Consider the following 26688-nt stretch of genomic DNA (forward strand, 5'->3'; position numbering starts at 1 on the left):
ATTTGTGCGAACCGAAACAAAAGCGACACCGACGCCACGCGCGAAAGCAAACCGCCCGATAAAAAGGGGCCCGGAAGGGACTCCGGACCCCATAATGTCGATCGGCACGGGCGACGCTTACGCGGCCTTCTTGTCCTCGATCACCGGCGTGGCGCCGCCGCCGATCGCGATCTTGTGCGGCTTCATCGCCTCGGGGACTTCGCGGACCAGCTCGATCGTCAGCAGTCCGTCGGCAAGGTCGGCGCGTTCCACGCGCACGAAGTCGGCGAGCTGGAAGCGGCGCTCGAACGCGCGCGTCGCAATGCCGCTATAGAGCAGCTGTCGTTCCTCGCCTTCGGCAACCGGTGCCTTGCGGCCGCTCACGGTCAGCATATTTTGCTGCGCGGTGATGTCGATCTCGTCCGCTTTGAAACCGGCAACCGCGACGGTGATGCGGAAATGGTCGTCGGCGACCTTTTCGATATCGAACGGAGGATAATTTTCCGCGCTGGACGCGCCGGTTTCGAGGAAATCGAAGAGCCGGTCGAAACCGACGGTCGAACGGCGATAGGGGGTCCAGTCAAAGCTGTTACGCATGAGGCATTCCTTCCTTGTTCAAAGCGAAGCAAAGGGACCGCGGAACGCGCCCGCGATCACCACCCGACCCCGTTCCGGCGGCCGGATAAGGCCAATCTGGTAGCCGTCGAAACCATTTCAAGAGGGGCGTTGGCCTTTACCGAAAAGCCGCGCTAAAGGGCGGCGAAACCGCTCCATCCAAAGGATATGACATGCCCCAGCTCATCCTCATCCGTCACGGCCAGTCGCAGTGGAATCTCGAGAACCGCTTCACCGGCTGGTGGGATGTCGATGTCACCGAAAAGGGCGCGGCCGAAGCCTGGGCTGCGGGCGAATTGATGAAGGCCAGGGGCGTCGCCCCCGACATCGGCTTCACCTCGGTCCAGACGCGCGCGATCAAGACATTGAACCTCGCGCTCGAGGCGATGGGCCGCCTGTGGCTCCCCGTCACCAAGGACTGGCGCCTCAACGAACGCCACTATGGCGGGCTCACCGGACTCGACAAGGCCGAGACCGCGGCGAAACATGGCGACGATCAGGTCAGGATATGGCGCCGCAGCTTCGACATTCCGCCGCCGCCGCTCGAAGCCGGGTCCGAATGGGATCTGTCGACCGACCCGCGCTACGCCGGCATTGCGATTCCCGCGACCGAAAGCCTGAAAGACACGATCGCGCGGGTGCTTCCCTATTATGAGGCCGCGATCGTCCCCGAACTGGCGGCGGGCAAGACGGTGCTGATCTCGGCGCACGGCAACAGCCTGCGCGCGCTCGTCAAGCATCTGTCGGGCATTTCGGACGCCGACATCACCGGCCTCGAAATCCCGACGGGCCAGCCGATTGTTTATGAGCTGAACGACGATCTGAGCGCGCGCGAGCGCTATTATCTCAGCGAACGGTGAGTGACCCGAATGTCCGTCTTGCGTCCCGGCCAGTTTTCGACATGATGTCAGGAAATTGCGGGGGGAAAAATTGCGCAAGACGGGATGGGCATTGCTGGGGCTGGCGCTGGCGCATGTGTCGGCGAAAGCCGAGGAGACCGGGGTAAAGCGTGGGCCGACTCCAGACTGGGCGGTTCCCTCCGCCCTGATGCCGGTTCCAGAGGGAGCAAGCGGACTGCTCTTCGTCCGCCGTCAAGATATTGTCGCCCATCTCGACGATCGGGGGCAGGCGCAATATCTGGGCTATCGGATGCGGATACTCCATCCCAACGCCCTGCAACTCGGCAATATTTCGATCGCCTGGAACCCCGTCTCGGGTCCGCCGGTCGTGCATATGATCAATGTGCATCGCGACGGCGCGACGATCGACGTGCTCAAAAATGCGTCCTTCGAAATCTTGCGCCGCGAGGGTCAGCTCGAAGCCGCCATGCTCGACGGCATATTGACCGCGGTGCTGCGGGTACCCGATCTGCGCGTCGGCGACGAACTTGAAGTCGGCCTGACCACCCGGTCGAACGACCCCACGCTGGCGAAGAACGATTCGGGGATGCTCTTTCTGTTGCCCAGTCCGCAGCCCGGCCGGTTCCGCCTCGGGCTGAGCTGGGACAAGGGCGCCAAGCCCGCCATAAGGATGACGCCGGATATGGCGGCTGTGGCGCAAACCGGCGAGCAGCGCGTCGATTTCCTGTTCGACAATCCCGCGACCTTGACGCCGCCCAAGGGCACGCCGACGCGCTATCAGTGGCAACGCATTGTCGAGTACAGCGATTTCGCGGATTGGGCGGCCGTGTCGCGGCATTTTGCGCCGCTGTACGTCGAGGCCGCACGCATTTCCGGGAAGTCGCCGCTCAAGGCCGAAGCGCAACGGATCGCATCGGCGCACACCCGTCCGCTCGACCGTGCGGCTGCCGCGCTCAAACTGGTTCAACAGGATGTCCACTATATCTACGTCGGGCTTGGGAACGGGAACCTGACGCCCGCCACGGCCGACGAAACCTGGCAGCGCCGCTATGGCGATTGCAAGGGCAAGACGGCGCTCCTGCTCGGGCTGCTCGCGGAACTGGGCATTCGGGCCGAAGCCGTGGTTGTCAACAATCAGGGCCATGACGACGGTTTCGACGAGCGGTTGCCCAATCCAGGGCTGTTCGACCATGTGCTCGTCCGCGCGCAGATCGACGGCAAGACATATTGGCTCGACGGGACGCTGCCGCCCGTGGCGGCCCCGGCGCTTGATCCGGTGATCGATTATCGCTGGGTCTTGCCGTTGAGCTTGCGGGGCAGTGCGCTTGAAAAGCGGAAGTGGCGACCGGCCGACCGGCCGGACGAAATTACGTTGTTCGAGATCGATGCACGTGCCGGTTTCGACCAGCCGGCACGGATACGGAATACGACGATTACCCGTGGAATCGCGGGACTTCAGCAATATGCGCAACTATCCGGCCTGAGCGCCGACCAGTTGCTGACGGGAATGCGGCAGCAGCTGGTCGGCAGCACGTGGCAGACGGTCGAAGATGTCAAATTGCGTTATGACCCAAAGGCCGGAGCGAGCGTGCTGACGGTTGTCGGCGCGTGGGAGGTCGATTGGGACGACGACGGCGACGGCGGGCGGTCGCTGGCGCTGCCCGGCGGCGGTTTCAGTCCCCCTGAAAAGCGGATGCGACCGGACGATCAGGACCAGACCCTGCCTTTCGCCAACAAGCCCGAATTCTCTTGCGCCGTGACGACGCTCCGCTTTCCGTCGACGACCGATGCTGCGAACTGGACCTATAAGTCGGGCTTCGACACCAGCATCTTCGGGCAGAATTATTATCGCGCGTTCGACGTTCGCGATGGCTCGATACGGATGATACGCGGTTTTCGCGTCGACCAGATCGAGATCGACGCAGCGAGCGCACTGCAGGATAATGACCGGATTGCCGCTTTCGACAACAGCAAGGGCTGGATATTCTACGAACCGACAGGCGGCGCCTCGCCCAGCCCGGTGCGAACGCTTGTCCCGGCCACCTACGACATCGACTGGACCGCCGCCGACGTCCCCTGCCTGTCGCCCGCCGCAATCAATCGCGCAGCAGCTCGTTGATGCCCGTCTTGGCGCGCGTCTGCGCGTCGACGCGCTTGACGATCACCGCGCAATAGAGCGACGGCCCCGGTGTGCCGTCGGGCAGCGGCTTGCCGGGCAGCGATCCCGGGACGACGACCGAATAGGCGGGGACTTCGCCGATGAAGACTTCGCCCGTCGCGCGGTCGATGATCTTGGTCGAGGCGCCGAGGTAAACGCCCATCGACAGCACCGCGCCCTCGCGCACGATCACGCCCTCGGCGACCTCGGCGCGCGCGCCGATGAAGGCGCCGTCCTCGATCACCACCGGTCCGGCCTGCAACGGCTCCAATACGCCGCCGATCCCCGCGCCACCCGACAGGTGGACGTTGGCGCCGATCTGCGCGCAGCTGCCGACGGTGGCCCAGGCGTCGACCATCGATCCCTCGCCGACCCAGGCGCCGATATTGACGAAGCTCGGCATCAGCACCGCGCCCTTGCTGATGAAGGCGCCGCGGCGGACGATCGAGCCGGGCACAGCGCGGAAGCCCGCGTCGCGGAAACGATTTTCGCCCCAGCCGGCGAATTTCGACGGAACCTTGTCCCACCAGGTCGCACCGCCCGCGCCGCCCTCGATGATCGCCATGTCGTTGAGGCGGAATGACAGCAGCACTGCCTTCTTGAGCCACTGGTTGACCTGCCACCTGCCGTCTTCGGCGCGCTCGGCGACGCGAAAGCGGCCGTCGTCGAGCCCGGCAATCGCGGTATCGACCGCCTCGCGCACCACGCCGGTGGTGGTGAGGCCCAGCGTATCGCGCGCTTCCCACGCGGCTTCGATCGTGCTCTGCAGGTCGGTGGTCATGCTATTCCCCAGGGTGAAGGCAGGTTATCGAGCCAGTCGGCAATGTCGGTCGCGCGGAAATCGACATGGTCCGGCAGGTGGCCCCGATGGCCGCTTTCGCTGCCATTGTCCAGCCACACGGTCGTCATGCCGAGCCGCTTCGCCGGCGTCAGGTTGCGCGCCATATCTTCGACGAACAAGCTTTTCGCCGGTTCGACGCCGAGGTGTTCGACCATCATGGCATAGGCCGCCGCGTCGGGCTTGGGCGTATAGCGGGTGATACGAATGTCGCAGATGCCGTCGAACAGGTCGGCGATCCCGCGCGCGTCGAGCACGCGCGCCGCATAATCGGCGTCGGCGTTGGTGAAGACCAGCCGACGGCCGGGCAGCCGTTCGAGCCCGGCGCGCAGCCGCGGGTCGGGGGTCAACCGGTCGAGCGCGATATCATGCACATCGACCAGGAAGTCTTCGGGATTGACACCATGATGCCGCATCAGCCCCGCCATCGTCGTGCCATGGTCGTGGAAATATCGCTTCTGCACGCGCCGCGCCTCGACCGCGTCGACATCGAGCAGCCGCATGATGAAGGCGCCCATGCGTTCGTCGATCAGGTCGAACAGCTTTGCCGAGGGCGGATAGAGCGTGTTGTCGAGATCGAAGATCCAGGCGTCGATATGGTCGAGCGGCGGCGGCATGGCGTGGCGCATAGAGGGTGGGACGGGGAGGGGCAAGGCCGTCCGTTTTACCTTCCGGCAATGTCTATGGCCCAAAGCTGCATGATGTTATCTTGGCCGTCATCCCGACCTTCGCCGGGATGACCTGGATCAGGGGAATCGCGATGGCCGACGCGAAAGGGCGCAAGGATATGCGGGGGATCGCGGTGCGGCCTTTGCCGCTTCTGCTCGGCATCGCCTCGCTGACGCTCGCGGCGTGCGGCGGCGGCGCGGGCCCTTCGCCGACCCCGGCCCCGCCGTCAGCCCCGGCTCCGACGCCAGCTCCGACACCCACACCCACGCCGACTCCGCCACCGACGGGCAATTTCGACACCGCCGAGGTGCGCCGTTCCGACGGCGTCAATTTCCATGGCGCGATCACCGCCTATCGGGCGGGGGCGAGCGGGCAGGGGATATTGGCGGGGGTGATCGACGACGGGATCGATGTGGACAGCCCCGAGTTTGCCGGGCGCATCTCGCCACTCTCGGCCGACCTTGCCGGGTCGCGCGGGATCGACGGCGAGGGGAGCCACGGCACCAATGTCGCGCAGGTGCTGCTCGGTGGGAAAAACGATGCGGGCACGATGGGAATCGCCTTCAACGCGAACCTGCTCGTATTGCGCGCCGACCAGCCCGGCAGCTGCGCGACCGAGGATCCGTCGAACGACGAAAGCGGCTGTCGCTATCCCGAAAGCGCGATCGCGGCGGGACTCGACCGTGCGGTGAGCGCGGGTGCGCGCGTCGTCAATATCTCGCTCGGCGGCGACGATCCGCCGGGCGCGACACTCCGCGCGGCGGTGTCGCGCGCGACCGCGGCGGGGATCATCGTCATCCTCTCGGCGGGGAACGAGGGCGATACGACCGTGGGCGGCAACGACCCGAACAACCCCGGCCGCTTTGCGCAGGGGCTGCGCGATGCGGGCGGCGGGCTGGTCATCATCGCCGGATCGGTCGACGAAAATGGCGCGATCTCGGACTTCAGCAATCGCGCGGGGGCCTATGCCGCCTCCTATCTGTCGGCGCTCGGCGAGGGCGTGTGCTGCGTCTATGAAAATGGCGCGCTCAAGACCGAGGGCAATTTCGTGTTCCTGCTCAACGGCACCAGCTTCGCCGCGCCGCAGGTTGCCGGGGCCGTCGCGCTGATCGCGCAGGCTTTCCCCAATCTGACCAGCCAGCAGATCGTCGACCTGCTTTATCAATCGGCGCGCGATGCGGGGGCGGCGGGCGACGACGCCGTCTATGGCCAGGGCATTCTCGATATCGCGCGCGCCTTTCAGCCGATGGGGGCGACGACGCTGGCGGGCACCTCGACCGCGGTGGCGCTGGGCGCGCCGCTCGGCCTGTTGGGCGGGCCGATGGGCGATGCCGGCGGCGGCGCGACGGGACTCGTCACCGATGGCTTCGGCCGCGCTTTCGATGTCGATTTCGGCCAGTCGCTGGCGCAGCGCCGCCCCGATTTCAAGCTGACGGGCGCGATCGGCGGGCTCGTCCGCCAGCAGAGCGCCGCGAATGGGTCGCTGGCGCTGTCGCTCGTCACCGCGCCGGGAGCGGGCGGCAGCGACGCCCTTGCGGGCTTGTCCTTTCACGACGCGCAGGGTGCGCGTGCGCTCGCCGCCTCGGTGATGACGCGGCTCGGCGCGCGCACGCGCCTCGGCTTCGCGGCGGGGCGCGGGACGGGAGGGCTGCTCGCGGGCGAGCGCGGCGAAAGCGGCCATGCGATGCTGATCGGCGACGCCGCGCACGAAGGGCTCGGCTTTGCCGCAAACCCCGGAATCGGGACGCTGGTTCGGCATAATATCAAGAAAAATCAATATATTAACATATATGGCGAGAGTGGTTTCGTGTCGGGTTCGCGCTGGCATGACGACCCGCTGCTCCGCTATCGTTTCCACCGCGACAGTCGTTATCAGCGCTTCGGCGCGTCATGGGACGGCCGCTTCGGTCCGGTGGGCGCAGCATTGGGTGCGAGCTGGCTACGCGAATCGGACAGCCTGCTCGGCGCGCGGCTCGGCCCGCTTTTCGGTGCGGGCGGCGCGACCAGCCTGGTCGGCGATGCACGGCTGGCGTTCGATGCACCGCGCGGCTGGCAAATCGCCGCTGCCTGGCGCCAGATGTGGACGCGCCCTGACGCGCGCGGACTCGTCGCGGGGGGTGCGCTCTGGTCGAGCGCCTTTTCGCTCGACGTCGCGAGGGCGGGACTGGTGCGGCCGGGCGACCGCGCCGCGCTGCGGTTCGCGCAGCCGCTGCGCGTCGCGCGCGGCGGCATCGACCTGATGCTCCCGGTCGCTTACGACTATGCCAGCGGCCGCGCCGATTTCGGCCGCCGCGCCTATAACCTTGCCCCCACCGGCCGCGAACTGGTGGTCGAGGCGAGCTATTCGCTGCCGCTGTTCGGCGGCGACGTCGTCGCCAACGGCTGGTGGCGCCGCGATCCGGGGCATATCGCCGCCATGCCCGACGACAAAGGGGTCGCGCTGCGCTTTACGATGGGCTTCTGATCGGCTTTAACTGCCCGCGACACCGAATAGGGGACGCAGGATGAAGCCTTTCCATCTGATTTTGCTCGCGCTGGTCGGCGCGGCGCTCGCCACGCCGCTCGCTGCCCAGGCGCCCGCGCGCACCGTGATCCACGCCGGGCATTTGCTCACCGAGCCGGGCAAGCCCGCGCGCGGCGCCGCGACGATCGTGGTCGAGGGCGGCAGGATCGTCAGTATCGCCGACGGCCACCAACCCGCCGGGGCGGGCGCGACGCTGATCGACCTCAGCGATAAATATGTCCTCCCCGGCCTCATCGACAGCCATGTCCATCTGACCAGCGACACGGGCGGTCTCGCGGGCCAGCTCGAGGAGATCACGCTCAGCCCCGCGGCGCAGGCGTTCAATGCCGAGGTCAACGGGATGAAGACGCTCCGCGCGGGCTTCACCACCGTGCGCAACCTCGGCGATGGCGACGGGGTGACGCTGGCGCTCAGGGATGCGATTCGCGCGGGCAAGGTGCAGGGGCCGCGCATCGTCGATGCGGGGGCGAGCATTTCGGGCAGCGCGGGGCATATGGACGGGTCGCTCGGCTATCGCGACGAGCTTCGCCCTTTCTTTGCAGGGGCAGGCAATACGTGCAACGGCGCCGACGATTGCCGCCGCGCGGTGCGGCTCCAGATCGGGCGCGGCGCCGACGTCATCAAATTCGCCTCGACCGGCGGGGTCAACAGCCGGATCGGGGCGGGCCTGGGCAAGCAGATGTTCGACGACGAGGCGCAGGCGATCGTCGACACCGCGCATATGTTCGGCAAGAAGGTCGCGGTCCACGCGCACGGCGCCGACGGCATCCGCCTCGCGCTCGCCGCGGGGGCCGATTCGATCGAACATGGCACGATCCTCGACGAGGCGACGATCGCCGCCTGGGCGAAATCCAAGACCTATTATGTTCCGACGCTCTCGACCGTGAACGGGTACAAGGAACGGCTGGCCGCCAATCCGGACGCCTATGAACCCGATGTGCTCGCCAAGATCCAGTGGCGCATCGCGATCACCGGCAAGAGCCTGGAGCAACTTGTGCCGCGCGGCGTGCGCATCGCCTTCGGCACCGATGCCGGCGTGTCGAAGCACGGCCGCAACGGCGACGAGTTCGAGCTGATGGTCCAGCACGGCATGACCCCGGTTGAGGCGCTGAAGGCCGCGACGGTGAACGCCGCCGACCTGCTCGGTCTCGCCGACCAGATCGGCACGATCGCGCCGGGCAAGAGCGCCGACATCATCGCGGTCGCAAGCGATCCGCTCGCCGATGTGCGTGTGCTCAAGAAGGTCGATTTCGTGATGGCGCGGGGCCGGGTGGTCGATTGAACCGCATGCTTCGCTTCTCTCCCGCTTGGCCAAGGAATGAACGATGATCCTTTCGCTTGTCGCCGCCGCGCTCGCCGCCGCACAGGCCGCCGCACCGCAGCCCTTTGCCGATGCGGTGGCGCCGCCGCCCGGCGAAACGCGCGCCGACACGGCCGGGACTCCGGCGACGACCGGCGGTTGGACGCTCCTCGTTCACGGCGGCGCGGGCACCATCCGCCGCGACCGTATCACGGCGGAGCAGGACGCCGCCTATCGAGCGGCGATCGACGCGGCGCTGATGGCGGGGCAGGCGGTGCTGGCAAAAGGCGGCAGCGCGCTCGACGCGGTGCAGGCGGCGGTCGAGTTGATGGAGGACGACCCGCTGTTCAACGCGGGGCGCGGTGCAGTCTTCACCCATGACCGCACCAACGAACTCGACGCTGCGATCATGGACGGCCGCACGCGCGCGGCGGGTGCGGTCGCGCGGTTGACGACGAGCCGCCATCCGGTCGCGGTGGCGCGCGCGGTGCTGCGCGACGGGCGGCATGTCATGCTGACCGGTGCCGACGCCGACCGCTTCGGCGCCGACCGCGGGGTCGAGCAGATGGATCCCGCCTGGTTCGCGACGCCGCATCGCCGCGAGCAGATCGACGAGTTTCTGCGCCGCGAGGCGGGCGCGAAGGCCGTTTCTTCCTATGACATCGACCAGAAGTTCGGGACCGTCGGCGCGGTGGCGCGCGACGCGCGCGGCCATCTCGCCGCGGCCACGTCGACGGGCGGCCTGACGGGCAAAAGATGGGGACGGATCGGCGATGCGCCGATCGTCGGCGCGGGCACCTATGCCGACGATCGCGCCTGTGCGGTGTCGGCGACGGGGGCGGGCGAGTATTTCATCCGCGTCGGCGTTGCGCACGAAATCTGCGCGCGCGTTCGGCTGGCGGGGGAATCGCTGCAAGAGGCGGCCGACGCGGTGATGGCCGAGGTGCTGGCGCTCGGCGGATCGGGCGGGGTGATCGTCGCGGGGCCGGACGGCCGTTCGGCGTTCAGCTTCAATACCGAAGGCATGTATCGCGGCCGACTGACCAGCGACGGCGTGCATGAGGTGGCGATCTATGATGATGAATAGGTCGCCGAGCGCGCACCCCATTGACCGGGGGGCCGTTCGCGGCTAGAGGGCCGCCAGTTCGGGAATGGCGCTTTGTCGCGGTTTTCGAGTCACAACAGCGCTTGAACATTGCTGGCGCGGATGGAGCCTCCGGAAGATCATGCGATCGGCCGGGGTCTTTTGCTGTTATCAGGTCGGCCGTTTTCCGCCATTTCCGGCGGGGCGGGGCCGGAGCTTCATCCCCCGCGGCAGAGTAACCGTTCGCTTTGATGGGCGGACACAAAAAGGTGAAGCATTCATGCCCACGATCAACCAGCTGGTCCGCAAGGGCCGGACTCCCCAGAAGGTGAAGTCCAAGGTTCCGGCGATGGACGCAAACCCGCAAAAGCGCGGCGTTTGCACCCGTGTCTATACGACGACCCCGAAAAAGCCGAACTCGGCGCTCCGCAAGGTGGCCAAGGTCCGCCTGACCAATGCCCGCGAAGTCATCACCTACATCCCCGGCGAAGGCCACAACCTCCAGGAACACAGCGTCGTGCTGATCCGCGGCGGTCGTGTCCGCGACCTTCCCGGTGTGCGTTACCACGTCCTGCGCGGCGTGCTCGATACGCAGGGTGTGAAGGACCGCAAGCAGAGCCGTTCGAAATACGGCGCGAAGCGTCCGAAATAAGGACCGTTTTTTCGGCTATTTGGTCATCCCGAGGTCGCTCTTGCGCCGGGATGCTGTTGTAAAAGGAATTACCCATGGCTCGTCGTCGTCGTCCTGAGCGCCGCGAAATCCTGCCCGATCCCCGTTTCGGGGACGTCGTGCTCTCGAAATTCATGAACAGCGTCATGCTGGACGGGAAGAAGTCGGTCGCCGAAAGCATCGTTTACGGTGCGCTCGAGGCGGTCGAGGCCCGCGCCAAGAAGGAACCGCTGGGCGTGTTCCACGAAGCGCTGGCGAATATCCGCCCGAACATCGAAGTGCGCAGCCGCCGTGTCGGCGGCGCGACCTATCAGGTTCCGGTCGAGGTCCGCCCCGACCGCGCGCAGGCGCTCGCGATCCGCTGGCTGATCACCGCGGCGCGCAACCGCAGCGAAACCACGATGGCCGCGCGCCTGTCGGGCGAGTTGCTCGATGCCTCGAACAATCGCGGCAACGCGGTGAAGAAGCGCGAAGACACGCACCGCATGGCCGAAGCGAACCGCGCTTTCAGCCACTACCGCTGGTAAAGGGCGGCGGGTCTTTGGCCCGTCGCGCAATCGCAACAAAACTTCCTATATCGGGGGCGGCGCCAAAGGCCTCCCCCCAAATCCAAGGAAAAGATCATGGCACGCAGCCATCCGCTCGAACGCTATCGCAATTTCGGTATCATGGCGCACATCGACGCCGGCAAGACCACGACGACCGAGCGCATCCTCTATTACACCGGCAAGTCCTACAAGATCGGCGAAGTCCATGACGGCGCCGCGACGATGGACTGGATGGAGCAGGAGCAGGAACGCGGCATCACCATCACGTCGGCCGCGACGACCTGCCTGTGGAAGGCCGATGAGGGCAAGGGCCCCGAACATCGCCTGAACATCATCGACACGCCCGGACACGTCGACTTCACGATCGAGGTCGAACGTTCGCTTCGCGTCCTCGACGGCGCGGTTGCGGCGTTCGACGGCGTGGCGGGTGTCGAGCCGCAGTCCGAAACCGTGTGGCGCCAGGCGGACAAGTACAAGGTTCCGCGGATGTGCTTCATCAACAAGCTCGACCGCACCGGCGCCAATTTCTATTATTGCGTCCAGACGATCATCGATCGCCTGGGTGCGACGCCGGCCGTCCTCTATCTGCCCATCGGCGCGGAATCGGACTTCAAGGGTCTCGTCGACCTCGTCAACGAGCGCGCGATCATCTGGAAGGACGAAAGCCTCGGCGCCGAATTCTTCTATGAAGAGATTCCCGCCGACCTCGTCGACAAGGCTGCCGAATATCGCGAAAAGCTCGTCGAGCTTGCCGTCGAACAGGACGACGATGCGATGGAAGCCTATCTCGAAGGCAATCTTCCCGACGTTGCGACGCTGAAGGCGCTGATCCGCAAGGGCACGCTGAGTCAGGCGTTCGTCCCGGTGCTGTGCGGTTCGGCGTTCAAGAACAAGGGCGTTCAGCCGCTGCTCGACGCGGTCGTCGATTATCTGCCTTCGCCGCTCGACATCCCCGACGTTCAGGGCATCAACCCGACCACTGAACAACCCGATTCGCGCGCGACGTCGGACTCGGCGCCGCTGTCGATGCTCGCGTTCAAGATCATGAACGACCCGTTTGTCGGTTCGCTCACCTTCGCCCGCATCTATTCGGGCACCCTCACCAAGGGCAGCTATCTGAACTCGGTGAAGGACAAGAAGGAAAAGATCGGCCGTATGCTGTTGATGCATGCGAATAGTCGCGAGGACATCGAGGAAGCGTTCGCCGGCGACATCGTCGCGCTCGCGGGCCTCAAGGAAACCACCACCGGGGACACGCTCTGCGCCGCCAACGCGCCGATCATCCTCGAACGGATGGAGTTCCCCGAGCCGGTGATCGAGCTGTCGGTCGAACCCAAGACCAAGGCCGACCAGGAAAAGATGGGCATCGCCCTCAGCCGTCTCGCGGCCGAGGATCCGTCGTTCCGCGTGTCGACCGACCATGAATCGGGCCAGACGATCATCAAGGGCATGGGCGAGCTTCACCTCGACATCCTCGTCGATCGCATGAAGCGCGAGTTCAAGGTCGAAGCGAATGTCGGCGCGCCGCAGGTGGCGTATCGCGAATCGCTCGCGAAGCCGGTCGATGTCGACTATACCCACAAGAAGCAGTCGGGCGGCTCGGGCCAGTTCGGCCGCGTCAAGGTCAGCGTCGCCCCCGGCGAACGCGGCTCGGGCATCACCTTCATCGACGAGATCAAGGGCGGCAACATTCCGCGCGAATATATCCCGTCGGTCGAAAAGGGGATGCGCGAGGCCGCCGAAAACGGCCACATGATCGGCTTTCCGATCATCGACTTCGAAATCCGGCTGACCGACGGCGCCTATCACGACGTCGACTCGTCGGCGCTGGCGTTCGAAATCGCGGGGCGCGCGGCGATGCGCGAAGTCGCGGCAAAGGCGGGCATCAAGCTGCTCGAACCGGTGATGAAGGTCGAAGTCGTCACCCCCGAGGAGTTCATGGGCGACGTCATCGGCGACCTCAACAGCCGCCGCGGACAGATCCAGGGCACCGACAGCCGCGGCAACGCCCAGGTGGTTGAAGCGATGGTCCCGCTTGCCAATATGTTCGGCTACGTCAACCAGCTGCGGTCCTTTACCCAGGGGCGCGCGCAATACACGATGCAGTTCTCGCACTATGAAGAAGTGCCGAACAACGTCGCGGAAGAAGTGAAGGCCAAAATGGCCTGACAGGTCTGGGCCGCGCGGGCTTGCACCGCGCGGCAAAGCCTACTAAGGGCGGCGCCTGATTCAGCGGGCTCGTCCGGACTGATCAACGGAAACACATCGAACAAGAAGGTTCAATATCATGGCCAAGGCTAAATTTGAGCGGACGAAGCCGCACTGCAACATCGGCACCATCGGTCACGTCGACCATGGCAAGACCTCGCTGACCGCCGCGATCACCAAGGTGCTCGCCGAAGAGGGGCTGTCGCAGAAGGTCGATTTCGAAAACATCGACAAGGCGCCCGAAGAGCGCGAGCGCGGCATCACCATCTCGACCGCGCACGTCGAATATGAAACCAAGAACCGCCACTATGCGCACGTCGACTGCCCGGGCCACGCCGACTATGTGAAGAACATGATCACCGGCGCCGCGCAGATGGACGGCGCGATCCTCGTCGTGTCGGCTGCCGACGGCCCGATGCCGCAGACCAAGGAGCACATCCTGCTCGCGAAGCAGGTCGGCGTTCCGACGATGGTTGTCTTCCTCAACAAGGTCGACCAGCTCGACGATCCCGAACTGCTCGAACTCGTCGAACTCGAAATCCGCGAAGAATTGTCGAAGCGCGATTTCGACGGCGACAATATTCCGATCATCGCAGGTTCGGCGCTCGCGGCGCTCGAAAGCCGCGACGACAATATCGGCAAGGAAGCGATTCTGAAGCTGATGGAAGCCGTCGACAGCTGGATCCCGCAGCCGGAACGTCCGCTCGACAAGCCCTTCCTGATGCCGATCGAAGACGTGTTCTCGATCTCGGGTCGCGGCACCGTCGTCACCGGTCGTGTCGAAACCGGCGTCGTCAAGGTTGGCGAAGAAGTCGAAATCGTCGGCATCAAGGACACCAAGAAGACGGTCGTTACGGGCGTCGAAATGTTCCGCAAGCTGCTCGACCAGGGCCAGGCCGGCGACAACATCGGCGCGCTGATCCGCGGCGTCGGCCGTGAAGAAGTCGAGCGTGGCCAGGTTCTGGCGAAGCCCGGCTCGATCACGCCGCACACCGAGTTCACCTCGGAGGTCTATGTCCTGTCGAAGGACGAAGGCGGCCGTCACACGCCCTTCTTTGCGAACTATCGTCCGCAGTTCTATTTCCGCACCACCGACGTCACCGGCGAGGTCATCCTCCCCGAGGGCACCGAGATGGTCATGCCGGGCGACAACGTCCAGCTGTCGGTCAAGCTGATCGCTCCGATCGCCATGGACCCGGGCCTGCGCTTCGCGATTCGCGAAGGCGGCCGCACGGTCGGCGCAGGGGTTGTGGCGACCGTCACAAAGTAATATAGGGCCGCGAGCCGCGCGATTCGGACCGATTCGCGCGGCTCGTAGCTTAAAGGTTTTTGATGGCCGATCCGGCTTCCGGCACGGAAGTCGGAGCAGGCCATTTCGGCTCTTTCGCATCGTTAGACGGGATTCGACTGGAACAGTCATGGAAACGCAGAATATACGCATTCGCCTGAAGGCCTTTGATCACCGCGTGCTCGATCAGGCCACCACCGACATCGCCGACACGGCACGTCGTACGGGCGCGCTCATTCGTGGTCCGATCCCGCTTCCGACGCGCATCGAAAAATTCACCGTGAACCGCGGTCCGCACATCGACAAGAAGTCGCGCGAGCAGTTCGAGGTGCGCACCCACAAGCGGCTGCTCGACATCGTGCAGCCCACCCCGCAGACGGTCGACGCGCTGATGAAGCTCGATCTTGCCGCGGGCGTGAATGTTGAAATCAAGCTGGCCTGATTGGGCCAGCGTGCTCCGGACTTGATCCGGAGCCCAGGGTATAAGCGGCCGCCGGGCCGCGCTGAAACCGCCCTGGGTTCCTGTTTTCGCAGGAACATATTCAGGTTTCGGTGGATACCGCCGGTCGCTTCCATCGGAAGCATCTACGACCGGGCTGCGTCCCCCGTCTCGCCGCCAACTCCTTCGGGACCGGCGGCACCTCAGCCCGGACGGGGCGACGCATCGAAATTATGGGCTGGGAGGGTGGCCGTCGGGTTTCGACCCGTGGCTTCCCGCAAGCCGTGCGGAATGGTCCGCCCGGCCTCTGTTTAGGAGTATGGATCATGCGGACTGGCGTGATCGCGAAAAAAATGGGGATGACCCGCCTGTTTCAGGACGACGGCCGCCATGTGCCCGTCACCGTCCTGAGCCTCGAAGGCTGCCAGGTCGTCTCCGTGCGCGATAAGGAACGCGACGGCTATGTGGCCGTGCAACTCGGTGCCGGCTCGGCGAAGGCGAAGAATGTCGCCAAGCCGCAGCGCGGCGCCTATGGCAAGGCCGAAGTCGAGCCCAAGGCGAAGCTCGTAGAGTTCCGCGTCGCCGACGACGCGACGCTCGACGTGGGCGCCGAACTGTCGGCCGATCATTTCGTCGCCGGCCAGATGGTCGACATCCAGGGCGTGACGCAGGGCAAGGGCTTTGCCGGCGCGATGAAGCGCTGGGGTTTCGGCGGTATGCGCGCGACCCACGGCGTTTCGATCAGCCACCGCGCGCATGGTTCGACGGGCAACCGCCAGGATCCTGGCCGCGTCTTCAAGAACAAGAAGATGGCGGGCCACATGGGCGCGCGCAATCGCACCCAGCAGAATCTCGAAATCGTCCGCACCGACGTCGAGCGCGGCCTTCTCTTCGTCAAGGGCTCGGTTCCCGGATCGAAGGGCGGTTGGCTGCTCGTCCGCGATGCGGTGAAGCTGCCGCGTCACCCCGATGCTCCTTATCCGGCGAGCATCAAGAGCGCGGCCAACACCAACACTGCCCCGGCTGACGCGCCGGTCGAAACGCCGGCCGAAGCGGTCGTCGTCGACACCGCGGCCACCGACGGCGCACAGGAGTCCTGATCATGAAGGTCAAGGTTCAGACCCTCGATGGCAAGGCTGGCGCCGACATCGACCTTAACGACGACGTTTTCGGCGTCGATGCGCGTGCCGACATCCTGCACCGCGTCGTTGCCTGGCAGCTCGAAAAGCGGCGCGCTCCGGCGCGCGCCGCGCGCGAGCGCAGCGACGTTGCCCGCACCGGCAAGAAATTCGGTCGGCAGAAGGGCGGCGGCACCGCGCGTCACGGCGACCGCAAGGCGCCGGTCTTCATCGGCGGCGGCAAGGCGCACGGCCCGCGGGCGCGCACCTTCGGCCATTCGCTGAACAAGAAGATTCGCACGCTTGGCCTCAAGATGGCGCTGAGCGACAAGGCGAAAGGCGGCAAGCTCGTCGTTCTCGACTCGCTCGAGCTCAAGGACGCGAAGACCAAGGTGCTCGCCGGCAAGCTGGGCAAGCTCGACCTCGGCAATCGCGCGCTCTTCATCGACGGGGACGCGGTGCATGAAAGCTTCGCCATGGCTTCGGCCAACCTGATCGGTGTCGATGCGCTTCCCGCCATCGGGGCCAATGTCTATGACATCGTCCGTGCCGACACGCTGGTCCTGACCCGCGCGGCGGTCGAAAAGCTGGAGGCACGCTGCAATGGCTAAGGCAAAAACAGTCGACGCGCGTCACTATGACGTGATCCTCGCTCCGGTGATCACCGAAAAGTCGACGCTGCTCAGCGAAAACAACGCCGTGGTGTTCAAGGTCGCACGTGACGCGACCAAGCCCGCGATCAAGGCCGCCGTCGAGGCGCTGTTCGATGTCAAGGTGGTGGGCGTGAACACGCTCGTCACCAAGGGCAAGACGAAGCGCTGGAAGGGCAAGCCCTACACCCGCAGCGACGTGAAGAAGGCGATCGTCCGCCTGGCCGAAGGCCAGTCGATCGACGTCACCACCGGCGTCTGACGGATAGGGGAAGGCAGAGAAAATGGCACTCAAATCCTATAATCCGACCAGCCCCGGACAGCGCGGCCTGATCCTCGTCGACAAGTCGGCGCTGTGGAAGGGCAAGCCCGTCAAGGCGCTGACCGAAGGCAAGCGCAAGACCGGCGGCCGCAACAACAAGGGGCATGTGACCTCGCGCGGCATCGCCGGTGGCCACAAGCAGAAATACCGCTTCATCGACTTCAAGCGTCGCAAGTGGGACATGCCGGCGACGGTCGAGCGGCTGGAATATGACCCCAACCGCACGGCGTTCATCGCGCTCGTCAAATATGAAGACGGAACGCAGGCCTACATCCTCGCGCCGCAGCGTCTGGCGGTCGGCGACACGATCGTCGCGGGCAAGAAGACCGACGTGAAGCCGGGCAATGCGATGGAACTTGCGCAGATGCCGGTCGGCACGATCGTCCACAATATCGAGATGAAGCCGGGCAAGGGCGGCCAGATCGCCCGTTCGGCGGGCACCTATGCGCAGGTCGTGGGTCGCGACCGCGGACTGGTGATCGTGCGCCTGGGCTCGGGCGAACAGCGCTACATCCGCGGCGAGTGCATGGGCACGGTCGGTGCGGTGTCGAACCCCGACAACCAGAACACCAACCTCGGCAAGGCCGGCCGCAATCGCTGGCTGGGCAAGCGTCCGCTGACGCGCGGTGTCGCGAAGAACCCGGTCGACCACCCGCACGGCGGTGGCGAAGGCCGCACCTCGGGCGGCCGTCATCCGGTCACCCCCTGGGGCAAGCCGACCAAGGGCGCCCGGACCCGTCACAACAAGTCGACCGACAAGATGATCATCCGGTCGCGTCACGCGAAGAAGAAGAGGTAAGCCATGGCTCGCTCGGTCTGGAAGGGTCCGTTCGTGGACCTTCATCTCCTCAAGAAAGCCGAAACGGCCCAGGACGGCGGCAGCACTGCGCCGATCAAGACCTGGTCGCGCCGGTCCACCATCCTGCCGCAGTTCGTCGGGCTGACCTTCAACGTCTACAACGGCCGCAAGTTCGTGCCGGTGTCGGTCAATGAAGACATGGTCGGCATGAAGCTGGGTGAATTTGCGCCGACGCGCTTCTTCCCCGGCCACGCGGCCGACAAGAAGGGCAAACGCTAATGGGCAAGCAAAAGTCCCCCCGCCGCGTTGCGGACAATGAGGCGCTCTCGGTCGGCACGCAGATTCGCGGTTCGGCGCAGAAGCTGAACCTCGTCGCCGCGCTGATCCGTGGCCGCAAGGTCGAAGACGCGATGAACGTCCTCGCCTTCTCGAAGAAGGCGATGGCGGTCGACGTGCGCAAGGTTCTCGCCAGCGCCGTCGCCAACGCGGAGAACAACCACAACCTCGACGTCGACGCGCTCGTCGTCAAGGAAGCGAGCGTCGGCAAGTCGCTCTCGATGAAGCGCTGGCACGCACGCGGCCGCGGCAAGTCGACCCGGATCGTCAAGCCGTTCAGCCGCATCCGCATCGTCGTGCGCGAACAGGAAGAAGAGGCGTAAGATGGGCCAGAAGAGCAATCCGATCGGCCTGCGCCTGCAGGTCAACCGCACCTGGGACAGCCGCTGGTTCGCCGAGGGGCAGGACTATGGCCGCATGCTGGTCGAGGATCTGAAGATCCGCCAATATGTGTTCAAGACCCTGCCGCAGGCAGCGATCTCGAAGGTCGTGATCGAGCGTCCCGCGAAGCTGTGCCGCGTGTCGATCTATGCCGCCCGTCCGGGCGTCATCATCGGCAAGAAGGGCGCCGACATCGAAAAGCTGCGCAAGAAGCTGGGCGAGATGACGGGCAGCGACGTGTCGCTGAACATCGTCGAAATCCGCAAGCCCGAAGTCGACGCCAAGCTCGTCGCGCAGGGCATTGCCGACCAGCTCGAACGCCGTGTCGCCTTCCGCCGCGCGATGAAGCGCGCGGTGCAGTCGGCGATGCGCCTTGGCGCCGAGGGCATCCGAATCAACTGCGCAGGCCGTCTGGGCGGCGCGGAAATCGCGCGCACCGAATGGTATCGCGAAGGCCGGGTGCCGCTGCACACGCTGCGCGCCAATGTCGATTATGCCGAGGCCGAAGCGCACACCGCCTATGGCGTGTGCGGGATCAAGGTGTGGATCTTCAAGGGCGAGATCCTGGGTCACGACCCGATGGCGACCGACCGTCTGATGCTCGACGCGCAGACGACCGGCGTCCGTCCGGCGCGTGACGATCGCCGCTAAGGAACGCTGACATGCTGCAACCGAAAAAAACCAAGTTTCGCAAGGCGTTCAAGGGCCGCATCCATGGCAATGCCAAGGGCGGAACCAGCCTGAACTTCGGCTCCTACGGCCTGAAGGCGATGGAACCTGAGCGCATCACCGCGCGCCAGATCGAAGCGGCGCGCCGCGCGATCAGCCGTGCGATCAAGCGTCAGGGCCGCCTGTGGATCCGCGTGTTCCCCGACGTTCCCGTATCGTCGAAACCCGCCGAAGTCCGCATGGGCAAGGGCAAGGGTTCGCCCGAATACTGGGCGGCCCGCGTCAAGCCCGGCCGCATCCTGTTCGAGCTCGACGGCGTTCCCGGCCCCGTGGCCGCGCTGGCGTTCGAACGTGCGGCGATGAAGCTGCCGATCAAGACGAAGGTTGTCGCCCGCCTCGGCGACACCTCGCACCTGGAGGGTTAAGGACATGGCCAAGACCGAAGATTTCAAGGCCAAGACCGACGATCAGCTCGCCGAACAGCTTGGCGAGTTGAAGCGCGAGGCGTTCAACCTCCGCTTCCAGGCGGCGACCGGCCAGCTCGAAAAAGCCTCGCGCGTCAAGGAAGTGCGGCGCTCCATCGCCCGCATCAAGACCGTGCAGACCGAGCGCGCGCGCTCGGCCGCGAAATAAGGAGACACGTCATGCCGAAGCGCATTCTGACCGGCACGGTGGTGTCCGACAAGGGCGACAAGACCGTCGTGGTCAAGGTCGAACGGAAGGTGAAGCACCCTCTCTATGGCAAGATCATCCGCCGTTCGAAAAAATATCACGCCCATGATGAGGACAACGCCATCAAGGCTGGCGAAACCGTCCGCATCGAGGAAACGAAGCCGATTTCTAAGCTGAAGACCTGGAAGGTTCTCGACAAGGTCGAAACCTCCACCAAGGCGAAAGCGGCCGAGGCCTGAGGGCTTCGTCAGATTTTCACGGAACCGCCGGGACGGCCCGGTAGGCCAAGGAAGAAGGAAATGCATCGATGATCCAGATGCAGTCACAATTGGAAGTCGCCGACAACAGCGGCGCGAAGCGCGTCCAGTGCATCAAGGTGCTGGGCGGGTCGAAGCGCCGCACCGCCGGCGTGGGCGACGTCATCGTCGTGTCGATCAAGGAAGCGCAGCCGCGCGGCAAGGTGAAGAAGGGCGACGTGCATCGCGCCGTCATCGTTCGCACCGCCAAGGATGTGCGCCGCGCCGATGGCTCGGTGATCCGTTTCGACAGCAATGCCGCCGTGCTCGTCAACAAGAATGAAGAGCCGATCGGCACCCGTATCTTCGGCCCCGTCGTCCGCGAACTGCGCAGCCGCGGCTATATGAAGATCATCAGCCTGGCGCCGGAGGTGCTCTGACCATGGCGAACAAGATCAAGAAGGGCGATACGGTCGTCATCCTGTCCGGCAAGGACAAGGGCAAGACCGGCGAAGTCGTGCAGAGCCTGCCGAAGGACGGCAAGGTCGTCGTCGCGGGCGTCAACGTCATCACGCGCCACCGCAAGCCGAGCCAGCAGAATCCGCAGGGCGGTCTCGAGCGCAAGGAAGCGCCGCTGTTCGCGAGCAAGGTCGCGCTTGCCGACCCCAAGACGGGCAAGCCGACGCGCGTGCGCTTTGAAACCAGGGACGGCAAGAAGGTCCGCGTGGCCGTGAAGTCCGGGGAGACGATCAATGGCTGACAATTACACCCCGCGCATGAAGAAGCTGTATGACGACAAGATCGTCAAGGCGATGACCGAGAAATTCGGTTACAAGAATGCGATGGAAGTGCCGAAGATCGAAAAGATCACGCTCAACATGGGCGTCGGCGAAGCGACGCAGGACAAGAAGAAGGTCGAAGCCGCGGCGGCCGAAATGGAGCTGATCGCGGGCCAGAAGCCCGTCGTCACCCGCGCGAAGAAGTCGATCGCGCAGTTCAAGCTGCGCGAAGGCATGCCGATCGGTTGCAAGGTCACCCTGCGCCGCGAACGCATGTATGAGTTCCTCGACCGGCTGATCACCATTGCGATGCCGCGCATCCGCGACTTTCGCGGCGTGTCGGCGAAGAGCTTCGACGGCCGTGGCAATTATGCCATGGGCCTGAAAGAGCAGATCATCTTCCCCGAGATCAACTATGACCGCATCGACCAGGTGCGCGGCATGGACGTGATCGTCACCACCACCGCTCGCACCGACGAAGAGGCCCGCGAACTGCTCAAGCTGTTCGGCTTCCCCTTCCCGATCGAAGCGCAGGAAAAGGAAGCCGCCTGATCCCTTCCACGGGACCAGCCAGGCTCTTTCAAGAAGGAAAGAGAACTTAAGTCATGGCGAAACTGAGTTCGGTAAACAAGAATGAGCGTCGCAAGAAGCTGGTGAAGAAATATGCCGGCCGTTATGCGAAGCTGAAGGCGATGGCCGCGGATAGCTCGCTCGACGATGGCGAGCGCCTGATCGCGCGCCTCAAGATGGCGGAAATCCCGCGCAACGGCAACCCGACCCGCATCCGCAACCGGTGCGAGCTGACGGGCCGTCCGCGCGCCTATTATCGCAAATTCCGGCTGTGCCGCGTGCAGCTCCGCGATCTGGCCAACAAGGGCCTGATCCCGGGCGTTGTGAAGTCGAGCTGGTAAGGGACTAGAAGATGGCAATGACCGATCCCCTGGGTGATATGCTCACCCGCATCCGCAACGGCCAGCAGGCGAAAAAGGACAGCGTCCTGACGCCGGCTTCGACGCTGCGCGTCCGCGTTCTCGATGTCCTCCAGCGCGAAGGCTATATCCGCGGCTACAGCGAAGAAGCGCTGGGCGCCAAAGGCCAGCACAAGGGCATTCGCATCGAGCTCAAATATTTCGAGGGCCAGCCGGCGATCCGCCACGTGGCCCGCGTGTCCAAGCCGGGCCGCCGCGTCTATTCGGGCTCGAAAGAGCTGCCGATCGTGCGCAACGGCCTTGGCATCACCATCGTGTCGACCCCGCGCGGCGTCCTGTCGGACGCCGAAGCCCGCGAACAGAATGTCGGCGGCGAAGTGCTGGCGGAGGTGTTCTGATGTCGCGCATTGGTAAAAAGGCAGTCGAGATTCCGAGCGGCGTCACCGCCGCGATCGACGGCGGCACGCTGTCGGTCAAGGGGCCGAAGGGCACGCTCGCCATGTCGCTGTCCGACAACATCAAATATGAAGTCGGCGACGGCAGCATTTCGGTGCAGCCCGCGAACGACAGCCGCGAAGCCCGCGCCTTCTGGGGTATGCAGCGGACTTTGGTGCAGAATCTTGTCACGGGCGTGACCGAGGGCTTCACCAAGGTGCTCGAGATCACCGGTGTCGGCTATCGCGCCAACGCGCAGGGCAAGAATCTGAAACTGCAGCTCGGTTACAGCCATGACGTCGATTTTCCGGTGCCCGAAGGCATCGAGATCAAGACGCCGGACAATACGACGATCGAGATCAGCGGCATCGACAAGCAGAAGGTCGGCCAGGTCGCGGCGGAAATCCGCCGTTGGCGCAAGCCCGAACCCTATAAGGGCAAGGGTATCAAATATCGCGGCGAGTACATCTTCCGCAAAGAAGGCAAGAAGAAGTAAGCCATGGCACATCTTACCCCTTTCGAAAAACGCCGCCAGCGCGTTCGCACCGCGCTCCGCCAGCGCGCCGCCGGGCGTCCGCGCCTGTCGGTTCACCGTTCGGGCCGCCACATCTATGCCCAGCTCATCGATGACGCCGCGGGCACGACGCTGGCCGCCGCCTCGACGCTCGACAAGGATGTCCGCGGCAAGACCGGCGCGACCACGGCCGCTGCTGCCGATGTCGGCAAGCGCCTTGCCGCCGCCGCCAAGAAGGCGGGCGTGACGCAGGTCGTGTTCGACCGTGGCGGCTTCCTGTTCCACGGGCGCATCAAGGCGCTGGCCGACGCGGCGCGCGAAGGCGGATTGGAGTTCTAATGATGGCTGACGAAGTACAGAACGCCGAAGGCGCTGGTGAAGCGACCGAAAACACCGGCGCCCCCCGCCGTGGCCGGGGCGGCCGCGATGGCGGTCGTGGTGGCCGCGACGGCGGCCGCGGTCGCCGCGATGATCGTCGCCCGCAGGGCGAGGATGGCGGCGAAGAGCTGATCGAAAAGCTCGTCCACATCAACCGCGTGTCGAAGACGGTGAAGGGCGGCAAGCGCTTCGGCTTCGCCGCGCTCGTCGTCGTCGGCGACGGCAAGGGCCGTGTCGGTTTCGGCCATGGCAAGGCGCGCGAAGTGCCCGAAGCCATTTCCAAGGCGACGGCCGCCGCGAAAAAGGCGATGATCCGCGTTCCGCTGCGCGATGGCCGCACGCTGCACCATGACGGCCGCGGCCACTTCGGTGCGGGCAATGTGACGCTGCGCTCGGCGCCCGCCGGGACTGGCATCATCGCCGGTGGTCCGATGCGCGCGGTGTTCGAATCGCTGGGCGTGGCGGATGTGGTGACCAAGTCGGTCGGCACCTCGAACCCCTATAACATGATCCGCGCGACCTTCGAGGCGCTCGGCGAACAGACCAGCCCGAAGTCGGTCGCGCAGCGTCGCGGCAAGAAGGTTTCGGACCTGATCAAGCGCGGCGGTGCGTCCGACCGCGCAGCCGAGGCCGAAGCCGCGGCGGTGACGGAGTAAGACGATGGCCGACAAGAAGATCAAGATCCGCCAGATCGGCTCGCCGATCCGTCGACCCAAGGACCAGCGCAAGATCCTGACCGGCCTCGGCCTGGGCAAGATGCACCGCGAGGTCGAACTGGTCGACACGCCCGAAGTGCGCGGCATGATCCGCAAGCTTCCGCATATGGTGGAAGTCGTCGAGGGCTAAAGAGGCCATGAAGCTCTACCGTCTGTTGACCGGCCCCGACGATGCCGCCTTCTGCGCGCGGGTCGAGGGATTGCTCAACCGGGGGTGGCAGCTTCACGGCAGCCCCGCGATCACCAGCGTCGACGGCCGCGCGCATGTCGCGCAGGCCATCGTGATGGAAAAGGCCGGACCTTATCCGGGCTTCCAGCCATCGAGTGAAATCGAACCGGACTGATGCCGGTTCATAGCGCGAACATAGCGAAAGCGAGTGCAAGACATGACGATCAAGCTTAACGAACTTCGTGACAACAACGGCGCCCGCAAGGGCCGGATGCGCGTCGGACGCGGCATCGGCTCGGGCAAGGGCAAGACCGCGGGTCGCGGCCAGAAGGGCCAGAAAGCGCGCAGCGGCGTTGCGATCAACGGCTTCGAGGGCGGCCAGATGCCGCTCCACATGCGTCTGCCCAAGCGCGGCTTCAACAATATCTTCGGCAAGGATTTCGCCATCGTCAATCTGGGCATGATCCAGAAGCTGGTCGATGCGAAGAAGCTCGACGTAAAGAAGACGGTCGATCATGCCGCGCTCAAGGCTGCGGGCGTCGCGCGCGGCGGCAAGGATGGTGTGCGCCTGCTTGCCAAGGGCGAACTGACCGCCAAGCTCAATTTCTCGGTCGCCGGCGCGTCGAAAGGCGCGATCGCCGCGGTCGAAAAGGCCGGCGGCAAGGTCGAACTTCCCGAAGCTCCGGCCGAAGCGAAGGCCGAGTGAAAATAAGGGAGGGGCGGTTCGGAAGAGCCGCCCCTCGCCGCATACGAGATTCAAATACCCGTTCGTGTCGAGCCCTTCGACTGCCTTGCAGGCGCTCAGGATGAACTTCGACCTTTGGTCGAAGTCGAGACACCCCTCGGGACTGCGCAAGGTCGAGGGGCATCTCGACTTCGCTCGATGCGAACGGACAATGAAAGCGGAGTTCGACAGCGGCCTGCCGCTTAAAATAGGCCCTTTCCCCTTGCGTTCCGGCACATGCGAACGCACATAGGCGCCGGGTCGCGGGGGGCGCGGTCCGGACTATCCTCGAGGAAAATACCCATGGCCTCTCGCGCCGACCAGCTTGCTTCCAACCTCAATTTCTCGAAATTCGGTCAGGCGACCGAACTCAAGAACCGCATCTGGTTCACGATCGGCGCGCTGATCGTCTTTCGCTTCCTGTCGTTCGTACCGCTTCCCGGCGTCGACCCCGTCGCGCTGGCGAACCTCTATTCGCAGGCGGCGTCGGGCGGCGTGCTCGACATCTTCAATACCTTCTCCGGCGGCAGCCTGGAGCGCATGAGCATCATCGCGCTCGGCGTCATGCCCTATATCACCGCGTCGATCGTCGTGCAGCTTGCCGCGGCGCTCTCGCCCAGCCTTGCGGCGCTCAAGAAAGAGGGCGAGAGCGGGCGCAAGAAGCTCAACCAATATACGCGCTACGGCACTGTCGTGCTCACCGCGATCCAGGGCTATTTCATTGCCGTCGGGCTCGAAACGCTCGGCGCGTCGCAGGGCATCGCCGCGGTCGTCGATCCCGGCATGATGTTCCGCGTCGGTGCGGTCATCTCGATCGTCGGCGGCACGCTTTTCCTGATGTGGCTCGGCGAACAGATCACCAGCCGCGGCATCGGCAACGGCGTCTCGCTCATCATCATGGCGGGCATCCTCGCGCAGCTGCCGCGCAGCTTTGCGCAGATGTTCACGCAGGTGCGCGAAGGGTCGATGGGCGGCGGCACCGTCGTGGCGGTCATCGCCGGGGGCATCGCGATCATCGCCTTCATCAGCTTCATGGAGCGCGCGCAACGTCGCGTCCTCGTCCAGTATCCGAAACGCGCGACGCAGCGCGGCGTGATGCAGGCCGACCGCAGCCACCTGCCGCTCAAGGTCAATACCGCGGGCGTGATTCCGCCGATCTTCGCGTCGTCGCTGCTGCTCATGCCGCTCACGGTCACGCAGATGATGGGCAATAATGTCCAGGGCGATACCGCGTGGGGCGATTTCCTGATCACGCTCAACCAATATCTCGCGCATGGTCAGCCGCTCTATATGGCGCTCTATGCCGCGGGCATCATCTTCTTCTGCTTCTTCTATGTCGCGGTCGTCTTCAACCCCGAGGAAACCGCCGAAAATCTGAAAAAGCAAAATGGCTTCATTCCCGGCATCCGTCCGGGCAAGAACACCGCCACCTATCTCGATTTCGTGCTGACGCGCATCACGGTGATCGGCGCTGCCTATCTCGCGGTCATCTGCCTCGTTCCGGAGTATTTCATCGCCCAGTCGGGGCTGCCCTTCTACCTCGGCGGCACCAGCCTGCTCATCATCGTCAACGTGACGATCGACACGATCAGCCAGATCCAGAGCCACATGCTCGCGCATCAATATGGCGACCTCATCAAGAAGGCGAAATTGAAGGGCGGCGTTGCGCGGCGCTGACGCC

At 64.9% G+C, this 26688-nt stretch carries 35 protein-coding genes; 32 read left to right on the top strand and 3 right to left on the bottom strand.

Annotated features, from left to right (window positions below):
- Positions 1-117 precede the first annotated feature (117 nt).
- Positions 118-576 carry an Hsp20 family protein gene (locus tag SPYCA_RS15510; RefSeq protein ID WP_120221698.1) on the bottom strand — a complete coding sequence of 153 codons (459 nt, stop codon included), beginning with the start codon at positions 574-576 and terminating at the stop codon, positions 118-120.
- Between the two features lie 191 nt (positions 577-767).
- Between SPYCA_RS15510 and gpmA the strand changes: the two genes are divergently transcribed.
- A complete protein-coding gene (gene gpmA / locus SPYCA_RS15515; RefSeq protein ID WP_120221699.1) occupies positions 768-1454 on the top strand; it encodes a 2,3-diphosphoglycerate-dependent phosphoglycerate mutase in 687 nt (228 codons plus the stop codon).
- Between the two features lie 70 nt (positions 1455-1524).
- A complete protein-coding gene (locus SPYCA_RS15520; RefSeq protein ID WP_232003361.1) occupies positions 1525-3573 on the top strand; it encodes a DUF3857 domain-containing protein in 2049 nt (682 codons plus the stop codon).
- Here the strand turns inward: SPYCA_RS15520 and dapD are convergent.
- Both dapD and SPYCA_RS15530 read right to left on the bottom strand, forming a co-directional pair.
- Entirely contained in the window at positions 3551-4393 is an 843-nt protein-coding gene (dapD, locus tag SPYCA_RS15525; protein ID WP_120221700.1) for a 2,3,4,5-tetrahydropyridine-2,6-dicarboxylate N-succinyltransferase, read from the bottom strand. The genes SPYCA_RS15520 and dapD overlap by 23 nt on opposite strands.
- Positions 4390-5067 (bottom strand): pyrimidine 5'-nucleotidase, encoded by a 678-nt coding sequence (locus SPYCA_RS15530; RefSeq protein WP_120222388.1) that lies wholly within the window; start codon positions 5065-5067, stop codon positions 4390-4392. Before SPYCA_RS15530 ends, dapD begins: the two co-directional genes overlap by 4 nt.
- Before the next feature lie 143 nt (positions 5068-5210).
- Between SPYCA_RS15530 and SPYCA_RS15535 the strand changes: the two genes are divergently transcribed.
- The 30 genes from SPYCA_RS15535 to secY all read left to right on the top strand — a co-directional run bounded on the left by SPYCA_RS15535 (position 5211) and on the right by secY (position 26684).
- Positions 5211-7583 carry a S8 family peptidase gene (locus tag SPYCA_RS15535; protein WP_146625163.1) on the top strand — a complete coding sequence of 791 codons (2373 nt, stop codon included), beginning with the start codon at positions 5211-5213 and terminating at the stop codon, positions 7581-7583.
- 40 nt (positions 7584-7623) lie between these two features.
- On the top strand, positions 7624-8925 hold the full coding sequence (locus tag SPYCA_RS15540; protein ID WP_120221702.1) for a metal-dependent hydrolase family protein: 1302 nt from the start codon (positions 7624-7626) through the stop codon (positions 8923-8925).
- A 43-nt stretch (positions 8926-8968) separates the two neighbouring features.
- Entirely contained in the window at positions 8969-10030 is a 1062-nt protein-coding gene (locus tag SPYCA_RS15545; protein ID WP_172595102.1) for an isoaspartyl peptidase/L-asparaginase family protein, read from the top strand.
- 277 nt (positions 10031-10307) lie between these two features.
- On the top strand, positions 10308-10679 hold the full coding sequence (rpsL, locus tag SPYCA_RS15550) for a 30S ribosomal protein S12 (protein ID WP_011543092.1): 372 nt from the start codon (positions 10308-10310) through the stop codon (positions 10677-10679).
- A 74-nt stretch (positions 10680-10753) separates the two neighbouring features.
- Entirely contained in the window at positions 10754-11224 is a 471-nt protein-coding gene (gene rpsG / locus SPYCA_RS15555) for a 30S ribosomal protein S7 (protein ID WP_003042192.1), read from the top strand.
- Positions 11225-11320: 96 nt separating this feature from the next.
- Complete coding sequence (gene fusA / locus SPYCA_RS15560) at positions 11321-13414, top strand: elongation factor G (protein WP_120221703.1); 2094 nt, start codon at positions 11321-11323, stop codon at positions 13412-13414.
- A gap of 118 nt (positions 13415-13532) precedes the next feature.
- Positions 13533-14723, top strand: a complete 1191-nt coding sequence (tuf, locus tag SPYCA_RS15565) for an elongation factor Tu (protein WP_120221704.1) — start codon at positions 13533-13535, stop codon at positions 14721-14723.
- A gap of 148 nt (positions 14724-14871) precedes the next feature.
- Positions 14872-15183, top strand: a complete 312-nt coding sequence (gene rpsJ / locus SPYCA_RS15570) for a 30S ribosomal protein S10 (protein WP_011543089.1) — start codon at positions 14872-14874, stop codon at positions 15181-15183.
- Between the two features lie 323 nt (positions 15184-15506).
- Complete coding sequence (gene rplC, locus SPYCA_RS15575) at positions 15507-16280, top strand: 50S ribosomal protein L3 (RefSeq protein WP_120221705.1); 774 nt, start codon at positions 15507-15509, stop codon at positions 16278-16280.
- Between the two features lie 2 nt (positions 16281-16282).
- Entirely contained in the window at positions 16283-16909 is a 627-nt protein-coding gene (gene rplD, locus SPYCA_RS15580) for a 50S ribosomal protein L4 (RefSeq protein ID WP_120221706.1), read from the top strand.
- Positions 16902-17210 carry a 50S ribosomal protein L23 gene (locus tag SPYCA_RS15585; protein WP_011543086.1) on the top strand — a complete coding sequence of 103 codons (309 nt, stop codon included), beginning with the start codon at positions 16902-16904 and terminating at the stop codon, positions 17208-17210. Before rplD ends, SPYCA_RS15585 begins: the two co-directional genes overlap by 8 nt.
- Positions 17211-17232: 22 nt before the next feature.
- Positions 17233-18069 (top strand): 50S ribosomal protein L2, encoded by an 837-nt coding sequence (rplB, locus tag SPYCA_RS15590; protein ID WP_120221707.1) that lies wholly within the window; start codon positions 17233-17235, stop codon positions 18067-18069.
- Positions 18070-18072: 3 nt separating this feature from the next.
- Complete coding sequence (rpsS, locus tag SPYCA_RS15595) at positions 18073-18348, top strand: 30S ribosomal protein S19 (protein WP_120221708.1); 276 nt, start codon at positions 18073-18075, stop codon at positions 18346-18348.
- Positions 18348-18728, top strand: coding sequence for a 50S ribosomal protein L22 (gene rplV / locus SPYCA_RS15600; protein ID WP_120221709.1), 381 nt, complete (start codon positions 18348-18350; stop codon positions 18726-18728). Before rpsS ends, rplV begins: the two co-directional genes overlap by 1 nt.
- A gap of 1 nt (position 18729) precedes the next feature.
- Positions 18730-19437, top strand: a complete 708-nt coding sequence (gene rpsC / locus SPYCA_RS15605) for a 30S ribosomal protein S3 (RefSeq protein ID WP_120221710.1) — start codon at positions 18730-18732, stop codon at positions 19435-19437.
- Positions 19438-19448: 11 nt separating this feature from the next.
- Positions 19449-19880: a 50S ribosomal protein L16 gene (gene rplP / locus SPYCA_RS15610; protein WP_120221711.1), complete on the top strand. Its 432-nt coding sequence runs from the start codon at positions 19449-19451 to the stop codon at positions 19878-19880.
- Between the two features lie 4 nt (positions 19881-19884).
- On the top strand, positions 19885-20088 hold the full coding sequence (rpmC, locus tag SPYCA_RS15615; protein ID WP_120221712.1) for a 50S ribosomal protein L29: 204 nt from the start codon (positions 19885-19887) through the stop codon (positions 20086-20088).
- A gap of 11 nt (positions 20089-20099) precedes the next feature.
- Entirely contained in the window at positions 20100-20366 is a 267-nt protein-coding gene (gene rpsQ, locus SPYCA_RS15620) for a 30S ribosomal protein S17 (protein WP_011543079.1), read from the top strand.
- Between the two features lie 68 nt (positions 20367-20434).
- Complete coding sequence (rplN, locus tag SPYCA_RS15625; protein WP_120221713.1) at positions 20435-20803, top strand: 50S ribosomal protein L14; 369 nt, start codon at positions 20435-20437, stop codon at positions 20801-20803.
- 2 nt (positions 20804-20805) lie between these two features.
- Positions 20806-21123, top strand: a complete 318-nt coding sequence (rplX, locus tag SPYCA_RS15630) for a 50S ribosomal protein L24 (protein WP_120221714.1) — start codon at positions 20806-20808, stop codon at positions 21121-21123.
- Positions 21116-21694 (top strand): 50S ribosomal protein L5, encoded by a 579-nt coding sequence (rplE, locus tag SPYCA_RS15635; protein ID WP_120221715.1) that lies wholly within the window; start codon positions 21116-21118, stop codon positions 21692-21694. The genes rplX and rplE overlap by 8 nt, the downstream gene beginning before the upstream one ends.
- A gap of 53 nt (positions 21695-21747) precedes the next feature.
- Positions 21748-22053: a 30S ribosomal protein S14 gene (gene rpsN, locus SPYCA_RS15640; RefSeq protein ID WP_120221716.1), complete on the top strand. Its 306-nt coding sequence runs from the start codon at positions 21748-21750 to the stop codon at positions 22051-22053.
- 11 nt (positions 22054-22064) lie between these two features.
- Complete coding sequence (gene rpsH / locus SPYCA_RS15645; protein WP_011543074.1) at positions 22065-22469, top strand: 30S ribosomal protein S8; 405 nt, start codon at positions 22065-22067, stop codon at positions 22467-22469.
- Positions 22469-23002 carry a 50S ribosomal protein L6 gene (gene rplF / locus SPYCA_RS15650; protein ID WP_120221717.1) on the top strand — a complete coding sequence of 178 codons (534 nt, stop codon included), beginning with the start codon at positions 22469-22471 and terminating at the stop codon, positions 23000-23002. Before rpsH ends, rplF begins: the two co-directional genes overlap by 1 nt.
- Before the next feature lie 3 nt (positions 23003-23005).
- Complete coding sequence (rplR, locus tag SPYCA_RS15655) at positions 23006-23359, top strand: 50S ribosomal protein L18 (protein WP_120221718.1); 354 nt, start codon at positions 23006-23008, stop codon at positions 23357-23359.
- 2 nt (positions 23360-23361) lie between these two features.
- On the top strand, positions 23362-24054 hold the full coding sequence (gene rpsE / locus SPYCA_RS15660) for a 30S ribosomal protein S5 (RefSeq protein WP_120222390.1): 693 nt from the start codon (positions 23362-23364) through the stop codon (positions 24052-24054).
- Between the two features lie 4 nt (positions 24055-24058).
- The gene (gene rpmD, locus SPYCA_RS15665; RefSeq protein ID WP_120221719.1) at positions 24059-24244 is read left to right on the top strand and encodes a 50S ribosomal protein L30; all 186 of its coding nucleotides are present in this window, start codon (positions 24059-24061) and stop codon (positions 24242-24244) included.
- 7 nt (positions 24245-24251) lie between these two features.
- Complete coding sequence (locus SPYCA_RS15670; protein ID WP_120221720.1) at positions 24252-24458, top strand: DUF1737 domain-containing protein; 207 nt, start codon at positions 24252-24254, stop codon at positions 24456-24458.
- Positions 24459-24506: 48 nt separating this feature from the next.
- Positions 24507-24989 carry a 50S ribosomal protein L15 gene (rplO, locus tag SPYCA_RS15675; protein WP_172595163.1) on the top strand — a complete coding sequence of 161 codons (483 nt, stop codon included), beginning with the start codon at positions 24507-24509 and terminating at the stop codon, positions 24987-24989.
- Between the two features lie 321 nt (positions 24990-25310).
- On the top strand, positions 25311-26684 hold the full coding sequence (gene secY / locus SPYCA_RS15680; protein ID WP_120221722.1) for a preprotein translocase subunit SecY: 1374 nt from the start codon (positions 25311-25313) through the stop codon (positions 26682-26684).
- Positions 26685-26688 lie beyond the last annotated feature (4 nt).

Source organism: Sphingopyxis sp. FD7 (assembly GCF_003609835.1).
GTDB lineage: Bacteria > Pseudomonadota > Alphaproteobacteria > Sphingomonadales > Sphingomonadaceae > Sphingopyxis.

Excerpts from the sequence above, each read along its gene's own strand:
- SPYCA_RS15510 (WP_120221698.1), bottom strand. The coding sequence starts at position 576 with ATGCGTAACAGCTTTGACTGGACCCCCTATCGCCGTTCGACCGTCGGT.
- gpmA (WP_120221699.1), top strand. The coding sequence starts at position 768 with ATGCCCCAGCTCATCCTCATCCGTCACGGCCAGTCGCAGTGGAATCTC.
- dapD (WP_120221700.1), bottom strand. The coding sequence starts at position 4,393 with ATGACCACCGACCTGCAGAGCACGATCGAAGCCGCGTGGGAAGCGCGC.
- SPYCA_RS15530 (WP_120222388.1), bottom strand. The coding sequence starts at position 5,067 with ATGCCGCCGCCGCTCGACCATATCGACGCCTGGATCTTCGATCTCGAC.
- SPYCA_RS15535 (WP_146625163.1), top strand. The coding sequence starts at position 5,211 with ATGGCCGACGCGAAAGGGCGCAAGGATATGCGGGGGATCGCGGTGCGG.
- SPYCA_RS15540 (WP_120221702.1), top strand. The coding sequence starts at position 7,624 with ATGAAGCCTTTCCATCTGATTTTGCTCGCGCTGGTCGGCGCGGCGCTC.
- SPYCA_RS15545 (WP_172595102.1), top strand. The coding sequence starts at position 8,969 with ATGATCCTTTCGCTTGTCGCCGCCGCGCTCGCCGCCGCACAGGCCGCC.
- rpsL (WP_011543092.1), top strand. The coding sequence starts at position 10,308 with ATGCCCACGATCAACCAGCTGGTCCGCAAGGGCCGGACTCCCCAGAAG.
- rpsG (WP_003042192.1), top strand. The coding sequence starts at position 10,754 with ATGGCTCGTCGTCGTCGTCCTGAGCGCCGCGAAATCCTGCCCGATCCC.
- fusA (WP_120221703.1), top strand. The coding sequence starts at position 11,321 with ATGGCACGCAGCCATCCGCTCGAACGCTATCGCAATTTCGGTATCATG.
- tuf (WP_120221704.1), top strand. The coding sequence starts at position 13,533 with ATGGCCAAGGCTAAATTTGAGCGGACGAAGCCGCACTGCAACATCGGC.
- rpsJ (WP_011543089.1), top strand. The coding sequence starts at position 14,872 with ATGGAAACGCAGAATATACGCATTCGCCTGAAGGCCTTTGATCACCGC.
- rplC (WP_120221705.1), top strand. The coding sequence starts at position 15,507 with ATGCGGACTGGCGTGATCGCGAAAAAAATGGGGATGACCCGCCTGTTT.
- rplD (WP_120221706.1), top strand. The coding sequence starts at position 16,283 with ATGAAGGTCAAGGTTCAGACCCTCGATGGCAAGGCTGGCGCCGACATC.
- SPYCA_RS15585 (WP_011543086.1), top strand. The coding sequence starts at position 16,902 with ATGGCTAAGGCAAAAACAGTCGACGCGCGTCACTATGACGTGATCCTC.
- rplB (WP_120221707.1), top strand. The coding sequence starts at position 17,233 with ATGGCACTCAAATCCTATAATCCGACCAGCCCCGGACAGCGCGGCCTG.
- rpsS (WP_120221708.1), top strand. The coding sequence starts at position 18,073 with ATGGCTCGCTCGGTCTGGAAGGGTCCGTTCGTGGACCTTCATCTCCTC.
- rplV (WP_120221709.1), top strand. The coding sequence starts at position 18,348 with ATGGGCAAGCAAAAGTCCCCCCGCCGCGTTGCGGACAATGAGGCGCTC.
- rpsC (WP_120221710.1), top strand. The coding sequence starts at position 18,730 with ATGGGCCAGAAGAGCAATCCGATCGGCCTGCGCCTGCAGGTCAACCGC.
- rplP (WP_120221711.1), top strand. The coding sequence starts at position 19,449 with ATGCTGCAACCGAAAAAAACCAAGTTTCGCAAGGCGTTCAAGGGCCGC.
- rpmC (WP_120221712.1), top strand. The coding sequence starts at position 19,885 with ATGGCCAAGACCGAAGATTTCAAGGCCAAGACCGACGATCAGCTCGCC.
- rpsQ (WP_011543079.1), top strand. The coding sequence starts at position 20,100 with ATGCCGAAGCGCATTCTGACCGGCACGGTGGTGTCCGACAAGGGCGAC.
- rplN (WP_120221713.1), top strand. The coding sequence starts at position 20,435 with ATGATCCAGATGCAGTCACAATTGGAAGTCGCCGACAACAGCGGCGCG.
- rplX (WP_120221714.1), top strand. The coding sequence starts at position 20,806 with ATGGCGAACAAGATCAAGAAGGGCGATACGGTCGTCATCCTGTCCGGC.
- rplE (WP_120221715.1), top strand. The coding sequence starts at position 21,116 with ATGGCTGACAATTACACCCCGCGCATGAAGAAGCTGTATGACGACAAG.
- rpsN (WP_120221716.1), top strand. The coding sequence starts at position 21,748 with ATGGCGAAACTGAGTTCGGTAAACAAGAATGAGCGTCGCAAGAAGCTG.
- rpsH (WP_011543074.1), top strand. The coding sequence starts at position 22,065 with ATGGCAATGACCGATCCCCTGGGTGATATGCTCACCCGCATCCGCAAC.
- rplF (WP_120221717.1), top strand. The coding sequence starts at position 22,469 with ATGTCGCGCATTGGTAAAAAGGCAGTCGAGATTCCGAGCGGCGTCACC.
- rplR (WP_120221718.1), top strand. The coding sequence starts at position 23,006 with ATGGCACATCTTACCCCTTTCGAAAAACGCCGCCAGCGCGTTCGCACC.
- rpsE (WP_120222390.1), top strand. The coding sequence starts at position 23,362 with ATGGCTGACGAAGTACAGAACGCCGAAGGCGCTGGTGAAGCGACCGAA.
- rpmD (WP_120221719.1), top strand. The coding sequence starts at position 24,059 with ATGGCCGACAAGAAGATCAAGATCCGCCAGATCGGCTCGCCGATCCGT.
- SPYCA_RS15670 (WP_120221720.1), top strand. The coding sequence starts at position 24,252 with ATGAAGCTCTACCGTCTGTTGACCGGCCCCGACGATGCCGCCTTCTGC.
- secY (WP_120221722.1), top strand. The coding sequence starts at position 25,311 with ATGGCCTCTCGCGCCGACCAGCTTGCTTCCAACCTCAATTTCTCGAAA.